We start from the raw sequence: 23,143 nt of genomic DNA, 5'->3' as shown, positions 1-23,143 counted from the left end.
TCGTCCGGGGATGTCGGACGAGGATAGGCAGCAGCTGTGGGACCGGTTGGGGACGCGGCGAGTCGATCTCCGAGATCGCTCGGGCGATCCTGCGCCCACCTGGGTCGGTGTTCACCGTGCTCAAGGGCACCGGTGGGTATGTGCCTGCGCCGCGTCGGGCGGGGGGCGGGGCGGGCGGGGGCGGCGGACCCGGCCATACCTACTCCTACGACCGCTGTCAGTCCCATCACGAGGGCGACGCCTCGTCGTGAGCCTCGCCGAAATGAGCGCCTGCCGACCACTGAACCTCCTCGCTGCGGTCCGAACCCACCCGAACCACCCTGATCGTCACATGCCAGGACGTGCATGGGATCTCGAGGGTTGCTCGGTTCAGGCTCGCGGCGGCGAGCGGAGCGTGACACCGGTCGGACGGAGCGTGAGTAGCGGCCGCCGCGCCGACTACTGCTGTGCCGGTCGCCTTGCGCCGCGGCCTGGACGGTCGGCCGGATCCGGTCGGCCGGGGCACTGCTAGCCTCCGAGGGGTGATGGGCCGAGCAGCGCAACGGCGATTGGGCCGCCGTCTGCATCGGCCAATGCGTCGCTCTGTTGTTCCGGGCTGGTTCCCGCTCGTCGTGCTGCTCTTCCTGGCGGGTCTGGTCCTGCACGTGGGAGCGACCGATGAGCTCTCCGAGCGGACGGCCGCCGCCAGCCCGTCCAAGATCGTTCTCGAGACGGGTGGCGACGGCGACGGAACGCCGGACCCGATCTGTACCGCAGCGCACCAAAGCCTCCATGACGGATTCGTCGGCAGCTCGGCCTCCACCGATCCCGACATGATCGGACCGGCCGGGCTCGAGTCGGAGATCAATGAATCGCCGGTCGAAAGAACAGCGCGACAGCTGCCGACCGAGAGCCTATACGCAACGCCTGTTCGCCTCAGCGAGTTGTGCATCAGCCGGACATAGGCCGCTGAAGACTGCCCATCCCCGCGCCGCACGGGTCCTCTGACCCGCGCGTGATCGCCCGCGTCGAGCAGTGGACGAGGTCCCCTTGCCCCTTAGCTCGATCTGCGACGGCATCACCCGGCGGGCGCGACGTCTGATCTGTCCAAGCGAACCGACGTCTGCTCCGCCTTACGAGCGCGCCTCGGTTCCGTAGCTCGCTGGAGTCTCAGTGACCCCTGACAAAACACAGCCTTCACCAGCTATTCCGTCATCCGGTCGGCCCGACCGGCCGACCGGATTGAGGTCGTTGTTCCCGCACGCGCGGACCGACATCTCGGCCTCGATCGTCGTGTTCCTCGTCGCCGTCCCGCTCTCGCTCGGTATCGCCGTCGCCTCCGGCGCGCCGATCCTGGCCGGGCTGATCGCAGCGGTCGTCGGCGCCGTCGTCGCCGGCCTGCTCGGCGGGTCCCCGCTGCAGGTCAGCGGGCCCGCAGCCGGTCTGACGGTGATCGTCGCCGAGCTCGTCAACCGGTTCGGATGGCAGGTCACCTGCCTGATCACCGCCGGCGCCGGCCTGATCCAGATCGTCTTCGGCCTGACCCGCCTCGCGCGCTTCGCGCAGGCCATCCCGCCCTCCGTCGTCCACGGCATGCTCGCCGGCATCGGCGTCACCATCGCGCTGGCCCAGCTGAACGTCGTGTTCGGCGGGCAGTCACAGACCGGTGCGCTGGACAGCCTGGCCGCACTGCCGGGCTCGGTGATGAACCTCTCGCCCGCCACGCTGCTGATCGGCGGGCTGGTCGTCGCGATCATGCTGAGCTGGCCGAAGCTGCCCGGCAAGCTGACGCTCATTCCCGGTGCGCTGGTCGCCGTTGTCGTCGCCACCATGGTCGCACTGGCGTTCCCGCACGTCACCCGCGTCGAGCTGGGGGGCTCGCTGCTCGACGCCGTGGCGCTGCCGATGCTGCCCCAGTCCGACTGGGCCGGCGTGATCGGCGGCATGCTGACCGTCGCGCTGATCGCCAGCGTGGAGAGCCTGCTCTCGGCCGTCGCCGTCGAGCGGATGCGCCCGGGCCTGCACACCAACGCCGACCGTGAGCTGCTCGGGCAGGGCGCCGCGAACACCGTGTCCGGCATTCTCGGCGGTCTACCGGTGACCGGCGTGATCGTAAGAAGCTCGGCCAACGTCCGGGCCGGCGCACGGACCCACGCATCGGCCGTGCTGCACGGGGTCTGGATCGCGATCTTCGCCATCGGGCTGATCGGCGTCATCGAGATGGTGCCGATGGCCGGGCTCGCGGGCCTGCTCGTCGTCGTAGGGATCCAGCTGGTCAAGCCCGCGGACATCCGCACCGCGCGCACGCACAAGGAGCTCGCCGTCTACGTGGTCACGCTGCTCGGCGTCGTCACGCTGAACCTTCTGGAGGGCGTGCTGATCGGCCTCGGGCTGGCGGCGGTGCTGCTGGTGTGGCGGGCCGTGCGGTCGCGCCCGCGTCTGGAGGGCCCCGACGGCGGGCCGAAGGAACTCGTCGTCGAAGGATCGCTGTCCTTCCTCGCCGTGCCCCGGCTCGCCCGTGAGCTGGACGCGATCCCATCCGGCACCGACGTCACCGTCCGCCTGGTCACGGATTACCTCGACCACGCGGCCTACGACCACCTGCTGGCCTGGCAGGCCCGCCACCGCGCGACCGGCGCGACCGTGCGGCTGATCGAGCCCGCCGACGCCGCGACGGCGAACGACGGAGGCGTCGGCGGGTTGCGGTATGGGAGGTGGTCGCAGTGGCAGGACGGTCACGAGGTGCAGAACCGGCCGGGCGGCCCCCTGCTGGCCGGGGTGGCCGCCTACCACGCGCGGACCGCCGACGAGATCCGCCCGACGATGTCCGAGCTGGCCTCCGGGCAGTCGCCGTCCGCGATGATGATCAGCTGCGCGGACTCCCGGGTGATGCCGCACGTGATCACGCACAGCGGGCCGGGTGATGTATTCACCGTGCAGAACGTCGGCAACCTCGTCGACGAGGTCGAGACCCGTGCGGCTGTGCAGTTCGCCGGCTCGCCACTCGGGGTTCCGCTCGTCGCGGTGTGCGGTCACTCCGACTGTGACGCGATTCGAGCGCTGACCGGGCCGGACGCCTTGACCCCGGCGATGCGGTTCTGGCTGGCCAGGCTCCAGCCGACGCTGCGGGCATGGCGTCTCGGGCATCCTGTCGGAATCGCCGCAGCAGCGGACGGGTTCGGCCCCGTCGACCAGTTGGCGATGGTCAACGTGGCCGTTCAGCTGGACAAGCTCCATGCCCGCGGAGGCGACAACCGGCTCCTCGGCCTCTTCTACGATCTCGCCACGGCCGAGGTGCTCGTCCTCGACGACAGCGCGCAGCGCTTCGAACGCGTCACCTGGCCGGCGACGCAGCCGGCCGCAGGCGACCGATCCGCCCCCTCCGCGATCGCCGAGGCCACCGGCCACGCCGGTGGGACCAAGCCATGGACACGCCCGTGAACGAGGTAACCGCCGTGCGCTGTCGCCGCGGCCGGTACCCCGCCGAACTTCCCCGAGTCCGCTCGCGACACGACGAACTCGATTCCCGACCCCACGACCAACCCACGACAGGATGGATGACAACAGTGCCCACCACCGTGATCAGACGCCACCGCCGCCGAGCGGCCATGGTTCTCGGAGTCGTCGCCGCGACCGGGTTCGGACTCGGCGGTACGGCACTGGCGAACGCCAATGTCGAGGCCAGCGAGCCCGCGCGGCGAGCGCACTCGGAAGCAGTGACTCCCGGCACCCCCTGCTCGGCCACGGTACGATCGTGCATGGACCTGGATTCCCAGCAGGCGTGGCTGACGCGCGACGGCAAGGGGTCTGTAACGGGAACGGTGGTTCCGGCGTTATTGGTCAGTAGTGCTCGGCGGACGGCCAGCGGTCACCGAACGTGATCGCGAAGGCGTTGATCACCGGCTTCCAACGGATCGTCCACCGTGCGCGGCCTTGACCGGTCGGGTCAAGGCTGCGAGTCACAAGATACAGGCACTTCAACGCTGCCTGCTCACTCGGGAAATGACCTCGCGCACGTACCGCCCGCCGATAGCGGGCGTTGAGCGATTCAATCGCATTCGTTGAACACAACACCGTGCGGATCTCGGTGTTGTAGTCGAGGAACGGAACGAACTCTGTCCAGGCGTTATGCCACAGTCGGATCATCGCCGGATAGGTGCGACCCCACTTCTCGTCGAGTCCATCGAGGGCGGCCAGCGCCGCGTCGGCGGTAGGCGCCGTGTAGATCGCACGAATCCCACGCTTGATTGCATCGGTGTCACGCCGCGATGTCAGTCGGAACGAATTCCTGATCAAATGCACAATGCACGTCTGAACGATGGTCTGCGGCCACACGTCCTCCACCACGTCAGGCAGGCCTTTCAGCCCGTCACAGACCAAGAAGAACACATCGCGCACGCCGCGATTGCGCAGGTCGGTTAGCACCCCGAGCCAGAACTTCGCGCCCTCGCCACCGGTGCCGGCCCACAGCCCCAGCACGTCTTTGCGGCCGTCGACGGTGACGCCGATCGCGGCGTAGACGGGCCGGTTCGCGACTTGGCCGTCACGGACCTTGACCATGATCGCGTCCACGAACACCGCGACATATACCGAATCCAGTGGCCGCGACACCCATTCCTGCATCTCGGCGACCACCGAGTCCGTGATCCGCGACACCGTCTCTTTCGAGACCGACGCGCCGTAGATCTCTGAGAAATGCGCCGAGATCTCCCCGGTCGTCAACCCCTTCGCATACAGGGATAACACGATCTCGTCGACATCTCCGAGTCGTCGTTGCCGTTTCCGCACGATCTGCGGTTCGAACGTCGAGTCCCGATCTCGCGGCACCTCGATCGCGACCTCGCCGACCGCGTCAGAGATGACCGTCTTCGACCGGTGACCATTCCGGATGTTCGTCGACTCGCGGCCCGGTTCGACCCGGTTCTTCTCATGGCCGAGATGCTCGGTCATCTCTTCGCCGAGCGCGGTCTCCAGGACGTTTTTGGTGAACAGCTTCAACAGCCCGTCCGGGCCGGTCAGCTCCAACCCGCGCGCCCGCGCGTCGACCACCATCGCCGCCGCAGCCGCCTGCTCGGGCGAGAGCTGCCGACCCGAACCCTTCCTATCCTTGGCTGAACCCACAGGGTCTGATGCCATCACTCACAGTGCCCATCTCGCTGGACCTCAAGGCCCGGCGTGTCGGACCGGAACCACCGTTCCTCGCACAGGCCCAAACGCCCATCGGGCACTCGTTCCGGGTGTACCGCAAGAACAAGGACCACGTCAGCGGGGAATTCAAAAAGCCGGACGGCTCACCTGTGGGCGGATTCAAGCGGTCAGTGCAACGAGTCCTGTGAGATGAGGCAGTCACTGATCACCCCACAGGGGTTGCGTCCAGGGACGTGGTGTACGGCGTAGTTGCTGCTCAGCGGCGTGGCGTCGGGATGTGAGACGGCCACCGCGTGATCCTTCGAGTGCTCTGGTTCTCGAGGGAGGAGACGCGATGGCCGCGTCAGACAGTGTGAACGATGTGGTGGGCTGGCTCGATGACCGGCTCGCCGAGGCGAGTCCGGACCTGCTTCGGTCGATGGTGAAGGGGTTCGCGGAGGCGTTGATGTCCGCGGAGGCCGACGCGGTGTGCGGTGCCGGGTATCGCGAGCGCAGCGACGGGCGGGTGAACTCGCGCAACGGTTATCGGGCCCGGGACTGGGACACCCGCGCGGGGACGGTGGAGCTGGCGATCCCGAAGCTGCGCACCGGGACCTACTTTCCGGAGTGGCTGCTCGAACGCCGTCGACGGGCTGAACAAGCGCTGGTGTCGGTCGTGGCCACCAGCTACCTGCTCGGGGTCTCGACGAGGCGGGTGGAGAAGCTGGTCGGGCAGCTGGGGATCACGCAGTTGTCGAAGTCGCAGGTCAGTGAGATGGCCAAGTCCCTCGACGCCCAAATCGAAGCGTTCGATCACGTCCACTCGACGCCAGCCCTTACACGTTCCTCTGGCTCGATGCCTTGACTCAGAAGGTGCGGGAGAACGGGCGGACGGTGATCGTGCACACCTTGGTCGCGGTCGGAGTCACCGCTGACGGGCAACGTGAGGTCCTCGGCCTCGATGTCGTGTCCGGGGAGGACGGTGCGGGCTGGCTGGCGTTCCTGCGTTCGCTGGTGGCTCGGGGCCTGTCGGGGGGCGGGTTGGTGACCTCTGATGCCCACCAGGGCCTGGTCGGTGCGATCGAGGCCACGCTGCTCGGGGCGGCGTGGCAGCGGTGCCGGACCCACTACGCCCGCAACCTCGCCGGGAAGGTCCCGAAGTCGGCCCAGCCCTGGGTGCTCACCCTGCTGCGCACGGTGTTCGACCAGCCCGATGCCGCGTCGGTGCATGCCCAGTTCGAGCGGGTCGTCGATGGGCTGGAGGCGAAGTTCCCGGCCGCGGCCGAGCATCTCGCCAAGGCCCGAGCCGACCTGCTGGCATTCACGACGTTTCCACGGGAGCTCTGGCGCCAGATCTGGTCGAACAACCCTCAGGAGCGGTTGAACAAGGAGATCCGCCGGCGCACCGACGTCGTCGGGATCTTCCCCGACCGCACCGCCGTGATCCGCCTGGTCGGTGCAGTGTTGGCCGAGCAGACCGACGAATGGGCCGAGGCCCGCCGCTACATCGGGCTCGAGGTCCTGGCCAAGGCCCGAGCTGTCGTTGAGCGACCGACCGCGTCCGAGGAGGTGACCGCCGGCGCGATCAGCGCCTAGCCTAGAATGACCCGCGAAGGATCACGCGGTGGCTATCCCCATCCACCACCTCCGCGGACGCGACCTGCCGGCGGGGTCAAGTCCGCTGGCGTGGTGTGTGACGACTACCGCGTGATCTTCTGGCTCTGTCAAGCGCTGATCGCCGGGATCGTGTCGGTCGAGGTCACCTCCTCGCCGCTGGAAGCCGTGTCAGGGACCGCGGTGACGCGGGAGCGGGCAAGAACCTCGAGCCCGAGGTAGCGCCGTCCCTCGACCCACTCGTCGTGCTGCTCGGCCAACACTGCACCGACCAGGCGGATCAGCGAGTCGCGGTCCGGGAAGATCCCGACGACGTCGGTGCGCCGCCGGATCTCCCTGTTCAGTCGCTCGCTCGGGTTGTTCGACCAGATCTGGCGCCACACCTCCTTCGGGAACGAGGTGAACGCCAGGACGTCCGCGCGCGCTTGGTCGAGGTGCTCGGATACCTTCGGCAGCTTCTCGGTCACCCCGTCGAGGACGCGGTCGAACTGGGCGTGAACGCTCGCGGCGTCGGGCTGGTCGTAGACCGAGTGCAGAAGCGCGCGCACCCACGGCCAGGATGCCTTCGGGGTCGCGGCCATCAGGTTCGCCGCATAGTGCGTTCTGCAGCGCTGCCAGGCCGCCCCGGGCAGCGTCGCCCCGATCGCCTGGACCAGTCCGGCGTGAGCGTCGGAGGTGACCAGCCGAACCCCGGTCAGGCCGCGGGCGGTGAGGTCGCGGAAGAACCCGAGCCAGCCCGCTCCGTCCTCGGCCGAGGTGACCTGCAGCCCGAGGATCTCCCGGTGCCCGTCGACGTTGACCCCGGTCGCCAGGAGGGCATGCACGTTGACACTACTCGCCCGCCCTCGCGGACCTTGAGCACCAGCGCGTCCGCGGCCAGGAAGGTGTAGGGCCCAGCGTCGAGTGGGCGGGTCCGGAACTGCTCGACCTGCGCGTCGAGCTCGGCGACCATCACCGAGACCTGCGATCTCGACAGCCGGGTGATCCCGAGCGACTCGACGAGCTTCTCCATCCGTCGGGTCGACACCCCGAGCAGATAGCAGGTCGCGACCACCGTGGTCAGTGCCCGCTCAGCTCTGCGACGGCGCTCCAACAGCCAATCGGGGAAGTAGGAGCCGTTGCGCAGCTTGGGGATCGCGACGCCGATTGTGCCGGCGCGGGTGTCGAAGTCGCGGTGGCGGTACCCGTTGCGGGTGTTCGTGCGGGCCTCGGAGCGCTCGCCCCAGGCGGCGCCGCACACGGCGTCGGCATCGACAGACATCAGCGTGTTGATGAACGTGGTCAACATCTGGCGCAGCAGATCCGGACTCGCCTGGGCCAGCTGCTCGTGCAGGAACTCGGAAGGATCGATACTGGACGGTGCGGTCATCGCGTGGAACTCCTGAAGCACGGTGGTAGGTCTCCAGAAGATCACGCGGTGGCCGCCCTACACCTCTACGCCACGGCCCTGACCAGGACCGGGTCGCACACCACCTTGGTGGACGCCACTCCGCAGCGCGCCGCCGCCCGCGCTGCCCAGCCGCAGCCGGCAGTACTCCAGGAACGGATCGGTCAGGGTCGGTTCCCGGCGGACCCGCCGCTCGGGGACCCGTGCGCCGGACAAGTACGCGCGGATGATCTTGCGGTCATCGCCCAGATGCCGGGCGATCGCTGAGACCGTCCAGCCCTGCTCCCGAAGCGCGTGCGCTTCCACATCAGCCTCCCAGGACAACACCCGGGCCTCCCACCACTCCGCCGGTGCTCACTCATCACCGGCAGCTCAGCGGCAAGCCTTGACTCGGCCTCGACGCCACGCCGGGACCCGTGCTCAACCTAAGGAAGTTGATCTAGCAGAACTGGGGAGATTCAGTTAGCGCATCATTCGGTGATGTCGGTGCACCAGCGCCGTCGCCAGTCGTCTCGTGTACGCCCGGCCGGCTGTACTCGCGTTCTGCGTGCCGTGCCCGTGACAGTGGCCCATCACCGTCGCCCATCAACACATACGAATATGTGCATTGATAGTACGGCGATGTGCCCCGGTACGTCACCCGATCGGCCACGTGCGGGGGGGGGGCCGACCGAAACGGTGTTCCGCCCGCAGCATCCACGCGACCGGTCACCGTCGGTGTTGCCCAATAGCCGGCCTTACGAGGTCTGCGACACATAAGGTAAGTGTCAGAACGGTAACGGCTTCTGGTCGTGCGCGCCCCGCTCCCCACGCGTGCGGGCGCCGCAGGTCCCGATCGACGAGAGGCGACCCACTGTGTCGAGGCACCATCGCGGCAGCGCGGGGCACGATCGGCGCTCCCCGGCCCGGCCGGTACCGCATCGTACCCACGTGAGCAGAGACACTGCTGTCCGGCCCGAGCCGACCCGACACCGCGGCAGCGCCGCCGGAATCCTGACCTCGGCGCTGGCCGGCAGTGGACTCGTCGCCGGACACGTTGCCCTCAGCGGCGACGCCGTCCATGTCGAAGACCTCGCCCTCCAAGCGTTCGTCACACCGGCCGGCGAATCCTTGCCGTCCCCGGCGACCCGGCTCCCGGCCGCAACTGCCCCTGCGCCGTCGGACGGGGCGGTCCGGGCCCTGGCCGAGCCGCCGCCGATCGATGTCGACGCGATCGCCGGTGCCGCCACTTCTGCCGTCGACGAGGCAGTGCAGGCCGGACGTGACGCGCAGGGCCTCGACGACGCCGAGGACCAGGAGAGAGGCGGGGCGGGAGGCGGTCCGAGTAGCTGTGCTGCGGGCACCGAAGGTTTCGGTGGCGTCGCCGACGGAACCGCGATCGCGGGTGAAGCGCTGCGCTGCATGTTCGGGGTCGACACCGTCTACGGCGTCGCGGGCCGCGCCAACGCCTCCGACCACCCGAAGGGCAAGGCGTTGGACTTCATGGTCGACCGCGCGACCGGTGAGCGACTCGCCGAGTACGCCCGGCAGAACATGGACGAGCTCGGGATCAGCTATGTGATCTACCGGCAGCGCATCGACACCGGCAGCGGCTGGGAGCAGCAGGAAGACCGGGGCGGGACCACTGCGAATCACATGGACCACGTGCACGTCTCGTTCGACTGAGACCTCACGAGCCGTCCCGTTGCGGTCCGAGGACGTCGGGGGTGTCCTCGTCGCGGGTCAGCCACCACGGTCGCAGCGTGGGCTCGTCCCTGTAGAGGCGGTCGAGCTGACGGTCGGTCCGGCGTGCTGCGCGCTCGTCGGAGGCGAACCACTGCCGGACGAAGGCCCCGATCAGTCCGATGGCGGCGATGTCGCCGAACCCCCAGAGGATCGCGCCGCCCAGGTGCTGGTCGTCGAGCAGCGTGGGCCCCCAGTCGCGGCCCAGCGAGGTGTAGTACTCCGCAGCGAACAGTGTGCTCGTCATCATGATCGGGACGCCGAGCAGGATGTGCAGCGGGCCCATGCCCACGACCAGGATCATCTTCAGGCTGAACCGGACCCGGTGCGGGGTCGGGTCCACCCCGAGCAGCGCCCAGTAGAACAGGAACCCGACAGCCACGAAGTGCAGGTGCATGAAGTCGTGGACCCACATGTCGGTCAGCGACAGCGCGTAGAGCGGGGTGTAGTAGAACACGAACTGGGTGATCGCGAAGATCGCGAAAGCGGCCCCGGGATGCGACACGACCCGGCTCCACCGGCTGTGCAGCACCGCGAGCAGGACTCGCCGCGCCGAGACCGGGAGCGCCCGCAGTGCCAGGCTCACCGGGGCGCCCAGCGCCAGCCCCACCGGCGCGATCATCTGCAACACCATGTGCTGGACAGCGGGCACGGAGAACAAGACCCGGTCATAGACCCCGAGCGACGAGGCCATCCCGACGACCGCCAGAACGAGTCCGAGCCCGAACAACGCGCTACGGCGCAGTGGCCACACATCGCCCCGCCGCCGCAGCCTCCCGACACCCCACAGGTAGAGCAGGCCGGCGAGTATCAGCGGCACCAGGACGACCGGGTCGAACGTCCAGCTCAGCAGCATCGTCTCCACCGTCAGCGGTGGAGGGTCCTGAGGCGGCAGGCCCGCCGGAACGCCGCCGATCACGAACTCACCTCCGGGGCAGCTGCCGGGCTCGTGCCTTCTCGGTCCCACGAGCAGACGACGCCCGCGGCTGCCGCGACCATCGCGACATCGGACACCACCCAGGCCAGCACCGCGCCCTGACGCTGCGCGGCGAGCAGGTCGGGGACGAAGGGCATCGCGAGCGCGGCGTAGAACGGTCCCGCCACCGGTTCGGCCCGCAGCAGCAGCCAGATCGCGAAACCGGCGTGCAGCATCATGACGGCGAACAGCATGCCGAGTCGGACGAAAGCAGGCTGGTCATCCTCGCGTGCCCCGAGCACCGACCGGAACAGCAGCAGCCCTGTGCCCAGCGCCACGGCGTCCATGACCGGATGCGACCAGTGCTCGAGCACCACGGCCTCGAACAGGCCCGAGGCGTACACGCCGAACGACGCGACCGCGGCGAGGCACCACGCGGCCGCCGGGTTGCGCAGCCACTGCAGCGGCCCGTCGGTGGTCAGAGCCGTGACCCGGTCGACCATCCCGGTTGAGGCGCCTGCACGGACGAGCGTGAGCGGATGTCCCCCCACGAGCAGTAGCGGAGCGACGGTGGACAGCAGCGCGTGTCCGAGCAGGTGGACGCCGAAGACGGCGGTCGAGTAGGCGCCGATGCCGGAGGAGGTCGCCACGAGCACCGTGACACATCCGGCGATCCACAGCATGGTGCGGTGCACCGGCCAGGAGCCACCGGATCGGTGCACGCGGCGGACCGTGCGCACGTAGAGGACCAGGCCCACTGCGGCGGCCGGGGCGAAGAGCAGGTCGATCCGCCACACCCCGGCGAGCTCGGGCCAGCCGAGCTGGTCGGGCAGCTCATAGCCCAGTAGGAACACCAACCTGTCGGCGTCGAGCGCCTCGGGAACGCGGGCCTGCGGCGGGACCAGACGGGTCATCATCGCCCCTGCGGCCGCCGCAGCGGTGAGCAGCACCAGTTCGATCGCCAGGCGGATCCGGACCGGAGCACCTCGCCATAGCCCGACCGCGACGAGTGCCGCGACCAGCATCACCGAGCTGCCGATGACGAGCAGCCCGTATCCGCTGGTCAGTCCGGTGAGCCCGACGTCGAGGGCGAACGGGACGGCACCGCTGAGTACGAGCGTGAGCGCGGCGCCGGTGGCAAGGCGTCCATGGCGGCGCCATGCGATTTCACCGACCGGGCCGGGGCGCGCGAGCCACCAGATCGCCACCGCGCTGCCGATCCACAGGGCCGCCGCCACGACATGAACGGTGACGGCATCGCCGTACCAGTCGTGCGAGCGCTCCGAGTTCGACACCGCGGTCGCAGGCGGAACGACGAGGCCGGCGAGAAACAGGACGAACAGCCACGTCGCGCCCCGCCAGGTGAGAACCGTCCGGGCGACGACTCCGACGAGGGCCAGCAATACGGCGGCGAGGGCCCAGCCGGCCGCGGCCTCGACCGTGACCAGGCCCAGCAGAAATATCGGGGGGGCGGAGAGCAGCGCAGCGGGACTGAGCCCGATCGACTCCGCGACTGTCAGCACCGCGATCGTGGCTGCGGCCACGGTGAACACCGCGGTCGCTGGACGCACCACCCGCATCGCCGCGTATCCGGTGAGGCTCAGCGCCCCCTGGCCGGAGCCCGGCGCGTGGATCACCGCGGTGATCAGCCCGGCCGCAGCGACCGAGGCCGCGCCCGCGGCGAGCGTGCGAGCCAGCGGCTGGCCGATCGCCGCGGCCGGCCCGAGCGAACGGTAGCCGAACAGCACGGCGATGTCGGGTGCCACCGCAGCCGCCACCAGACCGGTCACCGCCGCGACGGGCAGCCACCACGCCAGCCAGGACCAGCGGTCGCGGGCCGCTGCGCCGCGTCGGTGCTGCACCGCGGTCACGCTGCGGTTCCTGCCTGTCCGGACGGGACGAACCGGCGCAGCCGCAGGCTCTGCGACACCACGAACACCGACGAGAGCACCATGGCCAGCCCAGCGATCAAGGGGCTCAGCAGGCCTGCCACGGCCAGCGGTAGCGCGGCGATGTTGTAGCCGAACGCCCACCGCAGGTTGCTCACGATCGTGCCGTGGGTGCGACGGGCCAGCTCGATCGCGTCCGCCACCGCGGCCAGGTCGTCACGACCGAGGACGACGTCGGCAGCCTCGATGGCCACGTCGGTGCCGCTGCCGACCGCGATCCCCAGGTCCGCGGCGGCCAGCGCAGCGCCGTCGTTGATGCCGTCGCCGACGACCGCGACCGCGCGGCCGGCCTCCTGCAGCAGCCGGACACGGTCGACCTTGTCCTCAGGCATCGCCTCGGACACCACTCGGTCGACGCCGACGGCAGCGGCCACCGCAGCGGCACTACGCGGATTGTCCCCGGTCACGATGACGGGCTCGATCCCGAGCCCGCGCAAGGCCGCGACAGCCGCCGGCGCGCTCGACCGGATCCGGTCGGTGACCGTACAGAGCCCCCGGACCCGGCCCGTCCAGCCGACGGCGACGACGGTGGCCCCCGTCTGTTCGGCTCGGTTCTGCTCGGTTCTGAGCTCGTGGGGCATCTCGTACCCGTGTTCGGCGAGCATGCGGGGGCTGCCGACGAGTACCTCGACACCGTCGACGCTGCCGCGGGCGCCGAGCCCGGCCACTGCGGTGAACCCGCGGGCCCGCTCGACCGTGGGTGCGGCCGCGAGCAGCGCGGCCGCGATCGGATGCTCGGAGGAACGCTCGACGGCCGCGGCGTGCTGCAACACCGAGGCGGCCTGCTCTCCGTGCGCCGGAACAACGGCGTCGAGCTGAAGTTTCCCCTCGGTCAGGGTGCCGGTCTTGTCGAATACCACGGTGTCGATGCGCCGGGTCGACTCCAGTGCCTCCGGTCCCTTCAGGAACACCCCGAGCCGCGCGCCGCGCCCGGTGCCGACCAGCAGAGCGGTCGGGGTGGCCAGACCGAGGGCGCACGGGCAGGCGACGACGAGCACGGCCAGCGCGGCCGTCATCGCGGCCGCGGTGGACGGGCCGAGCACCAACCACCCGCCGAATGTGGTCATGGCGAGGGCCAGTACGGCGGGCACGAACACGGCGGACACACGATCGGCGAGTCGCTGCGCACCGGACTTGCCGTCCTGAGCCTGTTCAACCAGTCGGGTCATCCGGGCCAGCCGGGTCGAGGCCCCGACGTGTGTCGCGACGACCAGCAGATGCCCGGCGGTGTTGATCGTGCCGCCGACGACCGGGTCACCGGGGCCGATCTCTCGAGGTACGGACTCGCCGGTGATCACCGCGGTGTCCACGGCGGAGCGCCCCCGTTCGACGACGCCGTCGGCGGCCACCTTCTCGCCGGGGCGCACGGTGAAGCGGTCATCGATCCGAAGCTCGCCGACTGGTACGCGGAAGGTCTCGCCGCCGCGCACCACCTCGACGTCCTTCGCCGCCCAGCCGAGCAGGGCTCGCAACGCCGACCCGGCCGAATGTTTCGCCCGGGCTTCGAAGTAGCGGCCGGCGAGCAGGAAGGTGATCACTACCGCGGCGACGTCGAGGTAGAGCGCGTCCTCGGTCCGGGTCAGCGCCGCCCAACCGGTGCCGAATCCCGGCTGCGCGGCCCCGCCGCGCAGCATGATCCACAACGACCATGCCGTCGCGGCGAGGGTGCCGACCGAGACCAGTGTGTCCATCGTGGCACCGCCGTGTCGGGCCGCGGCCCACGCCGCCCGGTGGAAGGGCCACCCGCACCAGAGCACCATCGGCAGCGCCAGCGCCAGGAACGCCCACTCCCAGCCCGGGAAGCGCAGCTCGGGGAACAACGACAGCGCCAGCGACAGGTCCGCCAGCGGCATCGCGAGCACCGCGGCGACGGCCAGCCGACGTCGCAGGTCACGAGTCCGGGACGCGGCCCCGGCGCCCTTGGATGCCTCGACCGCGTTCATCGGGCGGGCGGTGTAGCCCGACCGTTGCACGGCGTCGGCCAGCGCGCGCACACCGGTGCCGGCCGGAGCGACCACCCGCGCATGCTCGGTGGCGAGGTTGACCGTTGCCTGCACCCCGTCGATCCGGTTCAGCTTCCGCTCGACCCGCCCGGCACAGGCCGCGCACGTCATCCCTCCGATCGCGAGTTGGTGGACCTCCACCGGCCCGGCCCTGTCACCGTTGTGCCCGACGGTCCCGGACGCGCTCCCGGGGCTGGTCGATCGGCGTTGCTCCTCCACGCCTCTCAGTTCTCCTTCGGGTCGTCGGTAGGCATGGACTCCTTGCCGACCTCGTGGGCCAGTACCTCACTCGGGTGTGCTCTACCGCCGACGTGGGCCTCCGCGCGGGCACGCTGCACCAGGTGCGGGTAGTGCAGGTCGAACGCCGGGCGCTCGGAGCGGATCCGGGGCAGCTCGGTGAAGTTGTGCCGCGGCGGCGGCGAGCTGGTCGCCCACTCCAGCGAGTTGCCGAATCCCCACGGGTCGTCGACCTCGCAGACCCGCCCGTACCGGTAGCTCTTGAACACGTTGTAGAAGAACGGCAGCGTCGAGGCACCGAGCACGAACGCACCGATCGAGGAGATCGTGTTCAGCACCGTGAACCCGTCGGAGGGCAGGTAGTCGGCGTACCGGCGCGGCATCCCCTCGTTGCCCAGCCAGTGCTGCACCAGGAAGGTCAGGTGGAACCCGACGAAGGTCAGCCAGAAGTGGATCTTGCCGAGCTTCTCGTCGAGGAAGCGGCCGGTCATCTTCGGGAACCAGAAGTAGATCCCGCCGAAGGTCGCGAACACGATCGTGCCGTAGAGCACGTAGTGGAAGTGCGCGACCACGAAGTAGGTGTCCGACACGTGGAAGTCCACCGGCGGCATCGCGAGCAGGATGCCGGTCAGGCCGCCGAAGAGGAACGTGACCAGGAAGCCGACCGAGAACAGCATCGGCGTCTCGTAGGTGATCTTGCCCTTCCACAAGGTGCCGATCCAGTTGACGAACTTGACGCCCGTCGGGATCGCGATGAGGAACGTGGTGAAGGCGAAGAACGAGAGCATGATCGCGCCGGTGGCGTACATGTGGTGCGCCCACACCGCGACCGACAGCGCCGCGATGGCGATGGTCGCGAAGACCAGGCCCTTGTAACCGAAGATCGGCTTGCGGGCGAACACCGGGAAGATCTCGGACACGATGCCGAAGAACGGCAGCGCCACGATGTAGACCTCCGGATGGCCGAAGAACCAGAACAGGTGCTGCCAGAGCACCACACCGCCGTTGGCGGGGTTGAAGATCTGGGCGCCGAGGTGGCGGTCCGCGGCCAGCGCGAGCAGCGCGGCGGTCAGGATCGGGAACGCGATCAGCACCAGCAGCGCGGTGATGAAGATGTTCCAGGTGAAGATCGGCATCCGGAACATCGTCATGCCCGGCGCGCGCATGCAGACGATGGTCGTCACGAAGTTGACGCCACCGAGGATCGTGCCCAGCCCGGAGACGACCAGACCCATGATCCAGAGGTCACCGCCCGGCCCCGGCGACCGCACCGCGTCCGACAGCGGGGTGTAGGCGAACCAGCCGAAGTCCGCCGCGCCGCCCGGGGTCAGGAAGCCGGAGACGACGATGATGCCGCCGAACAGGTACAGCCAGTAGGAGAACGAGTTCAACCGGGGGAACGCCACGTCGGGCGCCCCGATCTGCAGCGGGACGATGTAGTTCGCGAAGCCGAAGACGATCGGCGTCGCGAACAGCAGCAGCATGATCGTGCCGTGCATCGTGAAGAGCTGGTTGTACTGCTCGGTCGACAGGAACTGCAGCTCCGGGCGCGCGAGCTCGGCGCGGATCAGCAGCGCCATCACGCCGCCGACCGCGAAGAACGCGAACGACGTGCAGAGGTACAGGATCGCGATGTCCTTCGGATCCGTCGTCCTCAGCATCCTGAGGAACGTGGATCCCTTGCCGGTCCTGCGCTCCAGGTAGGGGCGCGCAGTGACCGGCCGTGGACCGACCTGGGTCATCGTTGGAGTCCTTTCGGCTCCGTGCGGCAATCCGGGTCGTCGACGACGTGCCGGATCCGGGCGCGGAACAGAGCAGGGGCGGCGGTCGTCGGGACGACCGACGCCGAGGGGCATCCACGCGGAGGACCGCGCGGGACGGCGACAGGCGAGGCAAAAGTCGCGGGTACCTCTACGTCCGGGAGACGCAGATCCCGATCAGGAGACGTGCCCCCGCGAGCGCAGGTGGTTCTGCAGTGCTCGGCGACCGTAGAGCCGATGCCCACCCGGCAGGGGCCGTCGCCGCCACCGTGCCCACGAGCGTGGGCATCGGCCGATCGTCGTCACGGCTCGGCGACAGCGGCGCAGGATGCCTATCGGCCAGCGACTCCGGACACCCCACCACATGTCCGGCGGCGTCGAGTGTCGACGACGCAGCTGGAGCGGAGGCGGGCTCCGCGGTCACCGCAGGCGGATGCGGTGCCACTCCCGTATACGCCGCCGACAACGGGTGCAGTGCCAGCAGGCCCAGGAGCGCGCCGAGAACGGCCAGCACGACCGCACCCCGATTCGACATCACGTGACCAGCTCCACCGTCGGCTCCCTCGAACTCCGACACAGCGTAGAATATGCGGTCCCTGCGCACATCAGCTCGTCGCTCCCGTGCATCACCGGCGACGACCGGGGGCCGAGGTACCCCGGTCGTTCGTGGCGGTGAACCGCAGGCAGGCCCAGGCAGCGACGACCGCGCAGCTCAGCACGGTCAGTCCGGTCGGCACGGCAGGCACCGACGGGGTCGCCCGGCGACTAGCCTCAGCTCGCGGCGAGCGCATCGTCGAGGGCCCGGCGCAGATCGTCGAAGGTCTGGACTGTGACTCGCTCGCCGTTCACGAAGAACGTCGGGGTGCCCTGCACTCCCAGGCTCAGGCCGTCGCTCCGGTCGGCGTCGATACGATCCGTGGTGGCCGGGTCGTTGTATGCGACCTCGAAGCGGACCAGGTCCAGGCCCAGATCACGGGCGTAGCCGCGGAACCGATCGTCCATCGGCACCTGCTGCTCCCCCCACTGGGCCTGTGTCTCGTACATCCGCTTGTACATCGGCTCGAGCGCGCCCTGCTGTGCAGCGGCCTCGACGGCGCGAGCGGCCCGCTCGGCGTTGGCGTGGCTCTGCACCGGGAAGTACCGGATGACGAAATTGACACGGCCGCCGTACTCCTGGCGCAACTGCTCGATCGCGGGGTAGGCAGCGCCACACGCCTCGCATTCGAAGTCGAGGAACTCGACGAAGTCGACGGTGGCGCCCGGTGCACTCGACAGCCTCAGGCTATTCTCCCGGACGGCAACCGCCGCAGCATCCGACGTGTCGTCGGCGTTGAAGCGGCTGATGCCGAACAGGGCGCCGACTCCGACGACGAACACCACAACGATGATCAGGGAGAACTTCAGGTTGGACATCCCGCCCTTGGCGGGAAGCGAGGGCGTCGAACGCGTGCGGGTCTTGCGGGACATGGGAGACCTCGGGCTCTGCGGCTGTGGGGCCGCGGGTATCGGGACTGAACTGACGGGCGGGCCGATGGTGGGACGCACAGGCGCCGGCTCGTGCGGTCGTTCAGTTCCGGTCGACGCAGAGGACCGAGACCGGCGTGCGGACGGCGGGAAGAACGATCGGCTCGCCGCGTGGGACTGCGGCCGTCCCGGACTCCCCGCGGATCCCGTCGACGCCCTGGGCCGACGGACACAGCAGATCCTGCGCAGCTAGGCCAGCCGGGCGCGGCGGGGCGTCGTCGGTGGCATGGTCCTGCCCCGCATCGTGCGGACAGAGAGGCTGCAACGGGCAGACGTCGTGATCCTGCTCTGCGGAAGTGAGCACCACCGCGGTCGCCGAGGCTCCGATTGCAGAGTCCGCCGAACCTGCGGTGGCCTCGGAGCCCGGCAGACATCCCATCGCCACGGGCAGGAGGAGGGCGAGCAGCAGAACGCTCCACGGCAACCGCCTGCGACCGGGATCGTCCGATACCCGTCCGGTAGTGGGCGGCGCCGTCATCCGGGGGACCTGTAGGGCGCGCCCGGTGCGGGCTGGACGGACCCGGGTGTCCCGGGTTCAGGGCGTTCCCCGGCGAGCACGGTCTCGAGAACACCGTCCAGCTGCCCCGTCGTCACCGGCCCGGTGATCTTTGCTGCGATCACGCCGCCGGGATCGAGGACGAAGGTCTCCGGGACTCCGAAGAGCCCGAAGTCCAGCGCGACGCGCGATCCCGGGTCGCTGACGTAGAGATAGTTCGGGCCGCCGCGGCCGAGTTCGTCGAGGAACGCCCGGGCCGAGTCCGGCGAGTCCTGGTAGTCGACGCCGAGGAAGATCACCCCACGGTCCCGGTAGTCACGGGCCGCTTCCACGAGGACCGGATGCTCGCCACGGCACGCGACGCACCACGAGGCCCAGAAGTTGACGACGACCACATCACCGCGGAGGTCGGCCAGCGAGACCGTGCCGTCGGCGTCCAGTTGCGGTAGGGCCGCTGCTGGGGCCGGGCGGCCGATCAGCGGGCTGTCGACGACCGTCGATCCTCCGACAAGGCGCCAACCGAACACGGCACCGACCCCGATCGCCACGACGACCACCGCGACCGCCGCTGCGCGGACCCCACTCCATCGACGAGTGCGCGTCGTCATCGCCCACCTCCTGGGTCGGTCAGCGCGCGGCGGCGCAGGTCCTCCACCTGGCCCCGGATGTCCGGGGTGAGGTCCGGACGGGCCAGCAGGCCGTCGAGGACACCGACGCCACCGGGCACGTCGCCGGTGCCGTCGATCAGCACATTTGCCCGGACCCAGGCCGCGTCAGGGGAGCCGGGGCTCAGGGCGAGTGCCCGGTCGGCGTTCTCGAGGGCCGGTCCGGTCTGCCCGATCGTCAGCAGCAGCCAGGCCAGCCGCGTGCGGACCTGCGGGTCGTCGGGCCGGAGGCGGACCGCCTCGACGTAGTGGCGCATCGCGGCACCGTGGTCGCCTGCCGCGACGTAGCGGTCCGCCAGGGCCAACCGCATCCCGATCACCTCGGGGTTCTCGGCGACCACCTGCTCCAGCTGTTCGTCGTCGACCGCGGCCGGGTCGACCACCGGGGCATCACCGGGGGCGTCGGCCATCGGTTCGATCCCGGTGACCGCTCCACCTTCGGGGCGCTCCACGATCGACGCCGGGAGCACGATGATCCCGGCGACCAGCGCCACCGTGGCGCCCAGCACGTAGGCGAGTGTCCACGGACGGGGTGCTCGACCTGCCGGGATCCGGGGGGCGGGCGATCCGGTGTCGTCCGGCGAGGACATCGCCTCGGCGGCGACGCAGACATAGTGCCGGCGCATCCGCCGGGCTCGTTCCTCGTCGATCTCGCCTCCGGCGACCTGCGCCTCGAGTTCCAGGATGTCCGCAAGCGCCTGGTCGGCGATCTCGTCATCCCGGCTCACAGCTCGAGCTCCCGCTGGGCCTGCGATTCGCGGCTCCGGTCGAGCGCCTGGTCGACTCGTGCCTGTTCTGCCTCGGACGGTTCCGGCGCGTCGAGGCCGGCGCGCCGGGACCGGCGGGTCAGCAGCAGTGCCGCACCTGCGGCCGTCGTCGCCGCGACGGGCAGCAGCCACAGGAGCAGCGTGCTGCCCGACGCGGGTGGGTCGATCACCGCCCAGTCGCCGTACCGGGCACGGAAGTAGGCCTCGATCTCGTCGTCCGACCGCCCCGCCGCCACTTGGTCCTCGATCACCTGCCGCATCGCGACAGCGGTGTCCGACGGCGACTCGGCGACCGACACGCTCGTGCAGACCGGGCAGCGCAACCGCTCGGCCAGTTCCTGCACCCGGTCCTGCCCCGCTGCGGGGGCCATGGCGAGCACCAGTGCGACGGCGACGGTCAGCAGAAGGGTCGTCCCGCCAATCACGACGGAGACCGCCCTCTCGCGCGGGCTAGGCATCGCTGTTCACCGGTTCCCCGGACCGCGACATGCCAGGATCGACCGCGGTCCACGCGGTCCACGCGGTCCGGCGCGGCCGGCCCAACGCCCAGAACCCACCGGCCGCGACCATGCCCCCGCCGACCCACATCCAGACCATCAGCGGGTAGCGGAACAAGCTGAGCGTGACGCGCTCGGGCTCCAGGTTTCCGAGGGCGACGTAGACGTCCTGTATCGGGGTCGTCCATACGTCGGGGTTGCCGACCGCCTGTGGCCTGCCGGGGAAGGAGTTCAGTAGCGGTGACATCTCCCGGACGACGCGCTCCCCGTCGGTGAGGGTGAGGTGGGCGTCGGAGAGCAGCCGGTCGGGCAGCTCGTGTTCGTCGACGTAGTCGAAGGTCAGCGTGTAGCCGGCGAACTCGACGGACTCTCCACGGTCGACGGTGACGGTGCTCCGTTCGGCCAGACCGGATGAGGTGGCGACGACCACGACGAAGAGAGCAACACCGAGGTGGGCCAGCTGCCCGCCCCAGTATCCGCGCTGCCCGCAGATTAGGCGCCACAGACCGGCGGGAGTCCGTGCGGGGGCGGTCACCAGGGCTTGGCGCACGGTGCTCGACGCGATCCCGGTAGCCAGGGCCACGACGGCCAGGACCCCCGGTGAGCGCACCCCGGCGAGGACCGCAGTCGTCGCGGCACAGGCCGCGAGGAGCAGCGGCACGCGCAGGCGTCTCCAGACCACCGCCGGCGACGCATGGCGGTACGGGGTGGCCGGGCCGGCCCACATCGCGAGGAGCAGAGCGAACCCGAGCGGAACCGCCATCCGGTCGAAGAACGGCCGTCCGACCGACACCTGCTCGTCGGTGATCGCCTCGAGGACGACCGGGTAGAGGGTTCCGAGCAGCACCACGAACGCGAACAGACTCAGGAGCAGGTTGTTCAGCAGGAACATGCCCTCTCGGCTGGCCAGCGACTCGGGACCGCCCCGGGATGCGATGCGCTCGGCACGCAGGGCTATGAGCACGAACCCCGTCACCACCACGACGACGAAGAACACCAGCAGCGGCGGGCCCACGTCGGACTGGCTGAAGCTGTGTACCGACTGGACGACCGCACTCCGGGTGAGGAACGTGCCCAGGACGGTGAGGGCGAATGCCGCCAGCACCAGGACGAAGTTCCAGGACTGCAACATCCCCCGCCGGACCTGTACCACGGCCGAGTGCAGGAAGGCGGTGGCGACCAGCCACGGAACCAATGCAGCGTTCTCCACCGGGTCCCAGGCCCAGTAGCCGCCCCAGCCCAGGACCTCGTAGGACCACCCGGCGCCCACCACGAGACCCGCGGTGAGGAAGCTCCAGGCCGTCAGGTTCGCGCGGCGGGTGCGGCGCAGCCACTCCACTCCCGCAACACTGCCGAGCAGTGCGGACATCGCGAACGCGAACGGCACCGTGAGACCGACGTAGCCCACATACAGCAAGGGCGGGTGGACGGCCATAAGCACGTGGTCGGCGAGGATCGGGTTCGGCCCGGGCCCGTCTGCTGGTACCTCGGCAAGAATCTCGAAAGGATTGCCCGCCAGCACGACCAGGGCGAAGAAGAAGGCGCCGACTGAACCCAGCACGCCGAGCGCTCCGGTGCCCAGCCGGTCATCGGTGTCGCGTACCCCGCGCATCACCGCTGCGGTGAACCCGGACAGGACGAGCACCCACAGGACCAAGCTGCCCTCGAGCGCCGCCCAGGCCCCGGTGATGCTGAAGAACGTCGAGGTGGCACGGGAGTGGTTCTCGGCGACGTAGGCAACGGCGAAGTTGTCGGTCAGCAGGGCGACCTGGAGCGCCGCCATCGCCAGCACCGAACCACCGAGCATGAAACCCGCCCCGACCAGCAGCTGCCTGCGACGCACGGCACCGGGCCGGTGCTGGGCAAGGAAGCCGAGGACCGCCAGCACCACCGACCCTGCGAGGCCGAGCATGAGGCCGGTCCACCCGGCGGAGGGCACCGCCGTCGTCATACCGAACCCTCGTCGCCGGGCGGCTGGTAGTTCTCGTCGTGCTTCACCTTCATCGAGTCCGAGACGAAGGTGTCCCCCCGCCACTCCCCTTCGAGCACGACCCCGACGCCGGCGCCGAACAGCTGAGCCGGGGCGCCACTGAACTCCACGGGCACCCGGACACCGTCCGGCCCGGCCGAGGACGTCACCTCGAACTGCACCCGGCCTGGTTCTCCGACAACAGTGCCGTCCGCGACTAGGCCGCCGAGCTGGAACCGGGTGCCGTCGGCCTGGCTCGTGCGCTGGGCCAGCGCCTCGTCGGGCTCGAGGTAGTAGACGAGGTTGCCGTTCAGGTTACCGAACAGCAGCAGGCCGACCAGGACGGCCAAGACACCGGTCGCCGAAGCGCCGAGCAGGCGATAGCGCCGCACGACACGGCGCTCACGGACGTGTGAGGTCGTCATCGCCTCTCCTCCGTTCTCTCGCCGATCCGGGCGGCGGCCCGCAGGAGCACCCCGAGATAGGCGCCGGTCGCGGTCACGGTCACGCCGTACCCGAGAACCACCCAGG

Annotated in this window: 15 protein-coding genes and 2 pseudogenes; 4 read left to right on the top strand and 13 right to left on the bottom strand. The window is 69.7% G+C overall.

The window, feature by feature from the left end; genetic code table 11:
* Positions 1 to 611 precede the first annotated feature (611 nt).
* Positions 612 to 944, top strand: coding sequence for a hypothetical protein (locus KPL60_RS21735; RefSeq protein WP_226367026.1), 333 nt, complete (start codon positions 612 to 614; stop codon positions 942 to 944).
* A gap of 286 nt (positions 945 to 1,230) precedes the next feature.
* Positions 1,231 to 3,420, top strand: coding sequence for a bifunctional SulP family inorganic anion transporter/carbonic anhydrase (locus KPL60_RS21730; RefSeq protein WP_226367025.1), 2,190 nt, complete (start codon positions 1,231 to 1,233; stop codon positions 3,418 to 3,420).
* Between the two features lie 399 nt (positions 3,421 to 3,819).
* Here the strand turns inward: KPL60_RS21730 and KPL60_RS21725 are convergent, their stop codons facing one another.
* Positions 3,820 to 5,031 (bottom strand): IS256 family transposase, encoded by a 1,212-nt coding sequence (locus KPL60_RS21725; protein WP_226367082.1) that lies wholly within the window; start codon positions 5,029 to 5,031, stop codon positions 3,820 to 3,822.
* A gap of 430 nt (positions 5,032 to 5,461) precedes the next feature.
* On the opposite strand from KPL60_RS21725, the pseudogene KPL60_RS21720 reads away from it, so the two are divergent.
* Positions 5,462 to 6,702: pseudogene (locus KPL60_RS21720) on the top strand (IS256 family transposase).
* Positions 6,703 to 6,830: 128 nt separating this feature from the next.
* On the opposite strand, the pseudogene KPL60_RS21715 reads toward KPL60_RS21720, so the two are convergent.
* Positions 6,831 to 8,089: pseudogene (locus KPL60_RS21715) on the bottom strand (IS256 family transposase).
* 57 nt (positions 8,090 to 8,146) lie between these two features.
* Entirely contained in the window at positions 8,147 to 8,434 is a 288-nt protein-coding gene (locus tag KPL60_RS21710; protein WP_226367024.1) for a hypothetical protein, read from the bottom strand.
* A 603-nt stretch (positions 8,435 to 9,037) separates the two neighbouring features.
* On the opposite strand from KPL60_RS21710, the gene KPL60_RS21705 reads away from it, so the two are divergent.
* Positions 9,038 to 9,772 (top strand): hypothetical protein, encoded by a 735-nt coding sequence (locus KPL60_RS21705; protein WP_226367023.1) that lies wholly within the window; start codon positions 9,038 to 9,040, stop codon positions 9,770 to 9,772.
* Between the two features lie 4 nt (positions 9,773 to 9,776).
* Here the strand turns inward: KPL60_RS21705 and KPL60_RS21700 are convergent, their stop codons facing one another.
* The 10 genes from KPL60_RS21700 to KPL60_RS21655 all read right to left on the bottom strand — a co-directional run bounded on the left by KPL60_RS21700 (position 9,777) and on the right by KPL60_RS21655 (position 23,037).
* Complete coding sequence (locus KPL60_RS21700) at positions 9,777 to 10,748, bottom strand: cytochrome c oxidase assembly protein (RefSeq protein ID WP_226367022.1); 972 nt, start codon at positions 10,746 to 10,748, stop codon at positions 9,777 to 9,779.
* A complete protein-coding gene (locus KPL60_RS34800) occupies positions 10,745 to 12,616 on the bottom strand; it encodes a cytochrome c oxidase assembly protein (RefSeq protein ID WP_226367021.1) in 1,872 nt (623 codons plus the stop codon). Before KPL60_RS34800 ends, KPL60_RS21700 begins: the two co-directional genes overlap by 4 nt.
* A complete protein-coding gene (locus KPL60_RS21690) occupies positions 12,613 to 14,916 on the bottom strand; it encodes a cation-translocating P-type ATPase (RefSeq protein ID WP_226367020.1) in 2,304 nt (767 codons plus the stop codon). The genes KPL60_RS34800 and KPL60_RS21690 overlap by 4 nt, the downstream gene beginning before the upstream one ends.
* A 5-nt stretch (positions 14,917 to 14,921) precedes the next feature.
* Entirely contained in the window at positions 14,922 to 16,676 is a 1,755-nt protein-coding gene (gene ctaD, locus KPL60_RS21685; RefSeq protein WP_226367019.1) for a cytochrome c oxidase subunit I, read from the bottom strand.
* 789 nt (positions 16,677 to 17,465) lie between these two features.
* Positions 17,466 to 18,161 (bottom strand): thioredoxin domain-containing protein, encoded by a 696-nt coding sequence (locus KPL60_RS21680; RefSeq protein WP_226367018.1) that lies wholly within the window; start codon positions 18,159 to 18,161, stop codon positions 17,466 to 17,468.
* 531 nt (positions 18,162 to 18,692) lie between these two features.
* On the bottom strand, positions 18,693 to 19,322 hold the full coding sequence (locus KPL60_RS21675; protein ID WP_226367017.1) for a redoxin domain-containing protein: 630 nt from the start codon (positions 19,320 to 19,322) through the stop codon (positions 18,693 to 18,695).
* Positions 19,319 to 20,107 (bottom strand): tetratricopeptide repeat protein, encoded by a 789-nt coding sequence (locus KPL60_RS34795; RefSeq protein ID WP_226367016.1) that lies wholly within the window; start codon positions 20,105 to 20,107, stop codon positions 19,319 to 19,321. Before KPL60_RS34795 ends, KPL60_RS21675 begins: the two co-directional genes overlap by 4 nt.
* Positions 20,104 to 20,571, bottom strand: a complete 468-nt coding sequence (locus KPL60_RS21665) for a cytochrome c-type biogenesis protein (protein WP_226367015.1) — start codon at positions 20,569 to 20,571, stop codon at positions 20,104 to 20,106. Before KPL60_RS21665 ends, KPL60_RS34795 begins: the two co-directional genes overlap by 4 nt.
* 25 nt (positions 20,572 to 20,596) lie before the next feature.
* Positions 20,597 to 22,594: a heme lyase CcmF/NrfE family subunit gene (locus tag KPL60_RS21660; protein ID WP_226367014.1), complete on the bottom strand. Its 1,998-nt coding sequence runs from the start codon at positions 22,592 to 22,594 to the stop codon at positions 20,597 to 20,599.
* Entirely contained in the window at positions 22,591 to 23,037 is a 447-nt protein-coding gene (locus tag KPL60_RS21655; protein ID WP_226367013.1) for a cytochrome c maturation protein CcmE, read from the bottom strand. Before KPL60_RS21655 ends, KPL60_RS21660 begins: the two co-directional genes overlap by 4 nt.
* Positions 23,038 to 23,143: the final 106 nt, after the last annotated feature.

This window comes from Pseudonocardia sp. ICBG162 (assembly GCF_020496225.1).
GTDB classification, from domain to species: Bacteria; Actinomycetota; Actinomycetes; order Mycobacteriales; family Pseudonocardiaceae; genus Pseudonocardia; species Pseudonocardia alni.
The sequence above is the reverse complement of the archived record's forward strand: the minus strand, read 5'-3'. Positions and strand labels throughout refer to the sequence as shown.

What these genes read in the sequence shown, in the direction of transcription:
- KPL60_RS21725 (WP_226367082.1), bottom strand. Translation starts at nt 5,031, where the DNA reads ATGGTGGTCGACGCGCGGGCGCGCGGGTTGGAGCTGACCGGCCCGGAC.
- ctaD (WP_226367019.1), bottom strand. Translation starts at nt 16,676, where the DNA reads ATGACCCAGGTCGGTCCACGGCCGGTCACTGCGCGCCCCTACCTGGAG.
- KPL60_RS21680 (WP_226367018.1), bottom strand. Translation starts at nt 18,161, where the DNA reads ATGTCCCGCAAGACCCGCACGCGTTCGACGCCCTCGCTTCCCGCCAAG.
- KPL60_RS21675 (WP_226367017.1), bottom strand. Translation starts at nt 19,322, where the DNA reads ATGACGACGCGCACTCGTCGATGGAGTGGGGTCCGCGCAGCGGCGGTC.
- KPL60_RS21660 (WP_226367014.1), bottom strand. Translation starts at nt 22,594, where the DNA reads ATGACGACGGCGGTGCCCTCCGCCGGGTGGACCGGCCTCATGCTCGGC.
- KPL60_RS21655 (WP_226367013.1), bottom strand. Translation starts at nt 23,037, where the DNA reads ATGACGACCTCACACGTCCGTGAGCGCCGTGTCGTGCGGCGCTATCGC.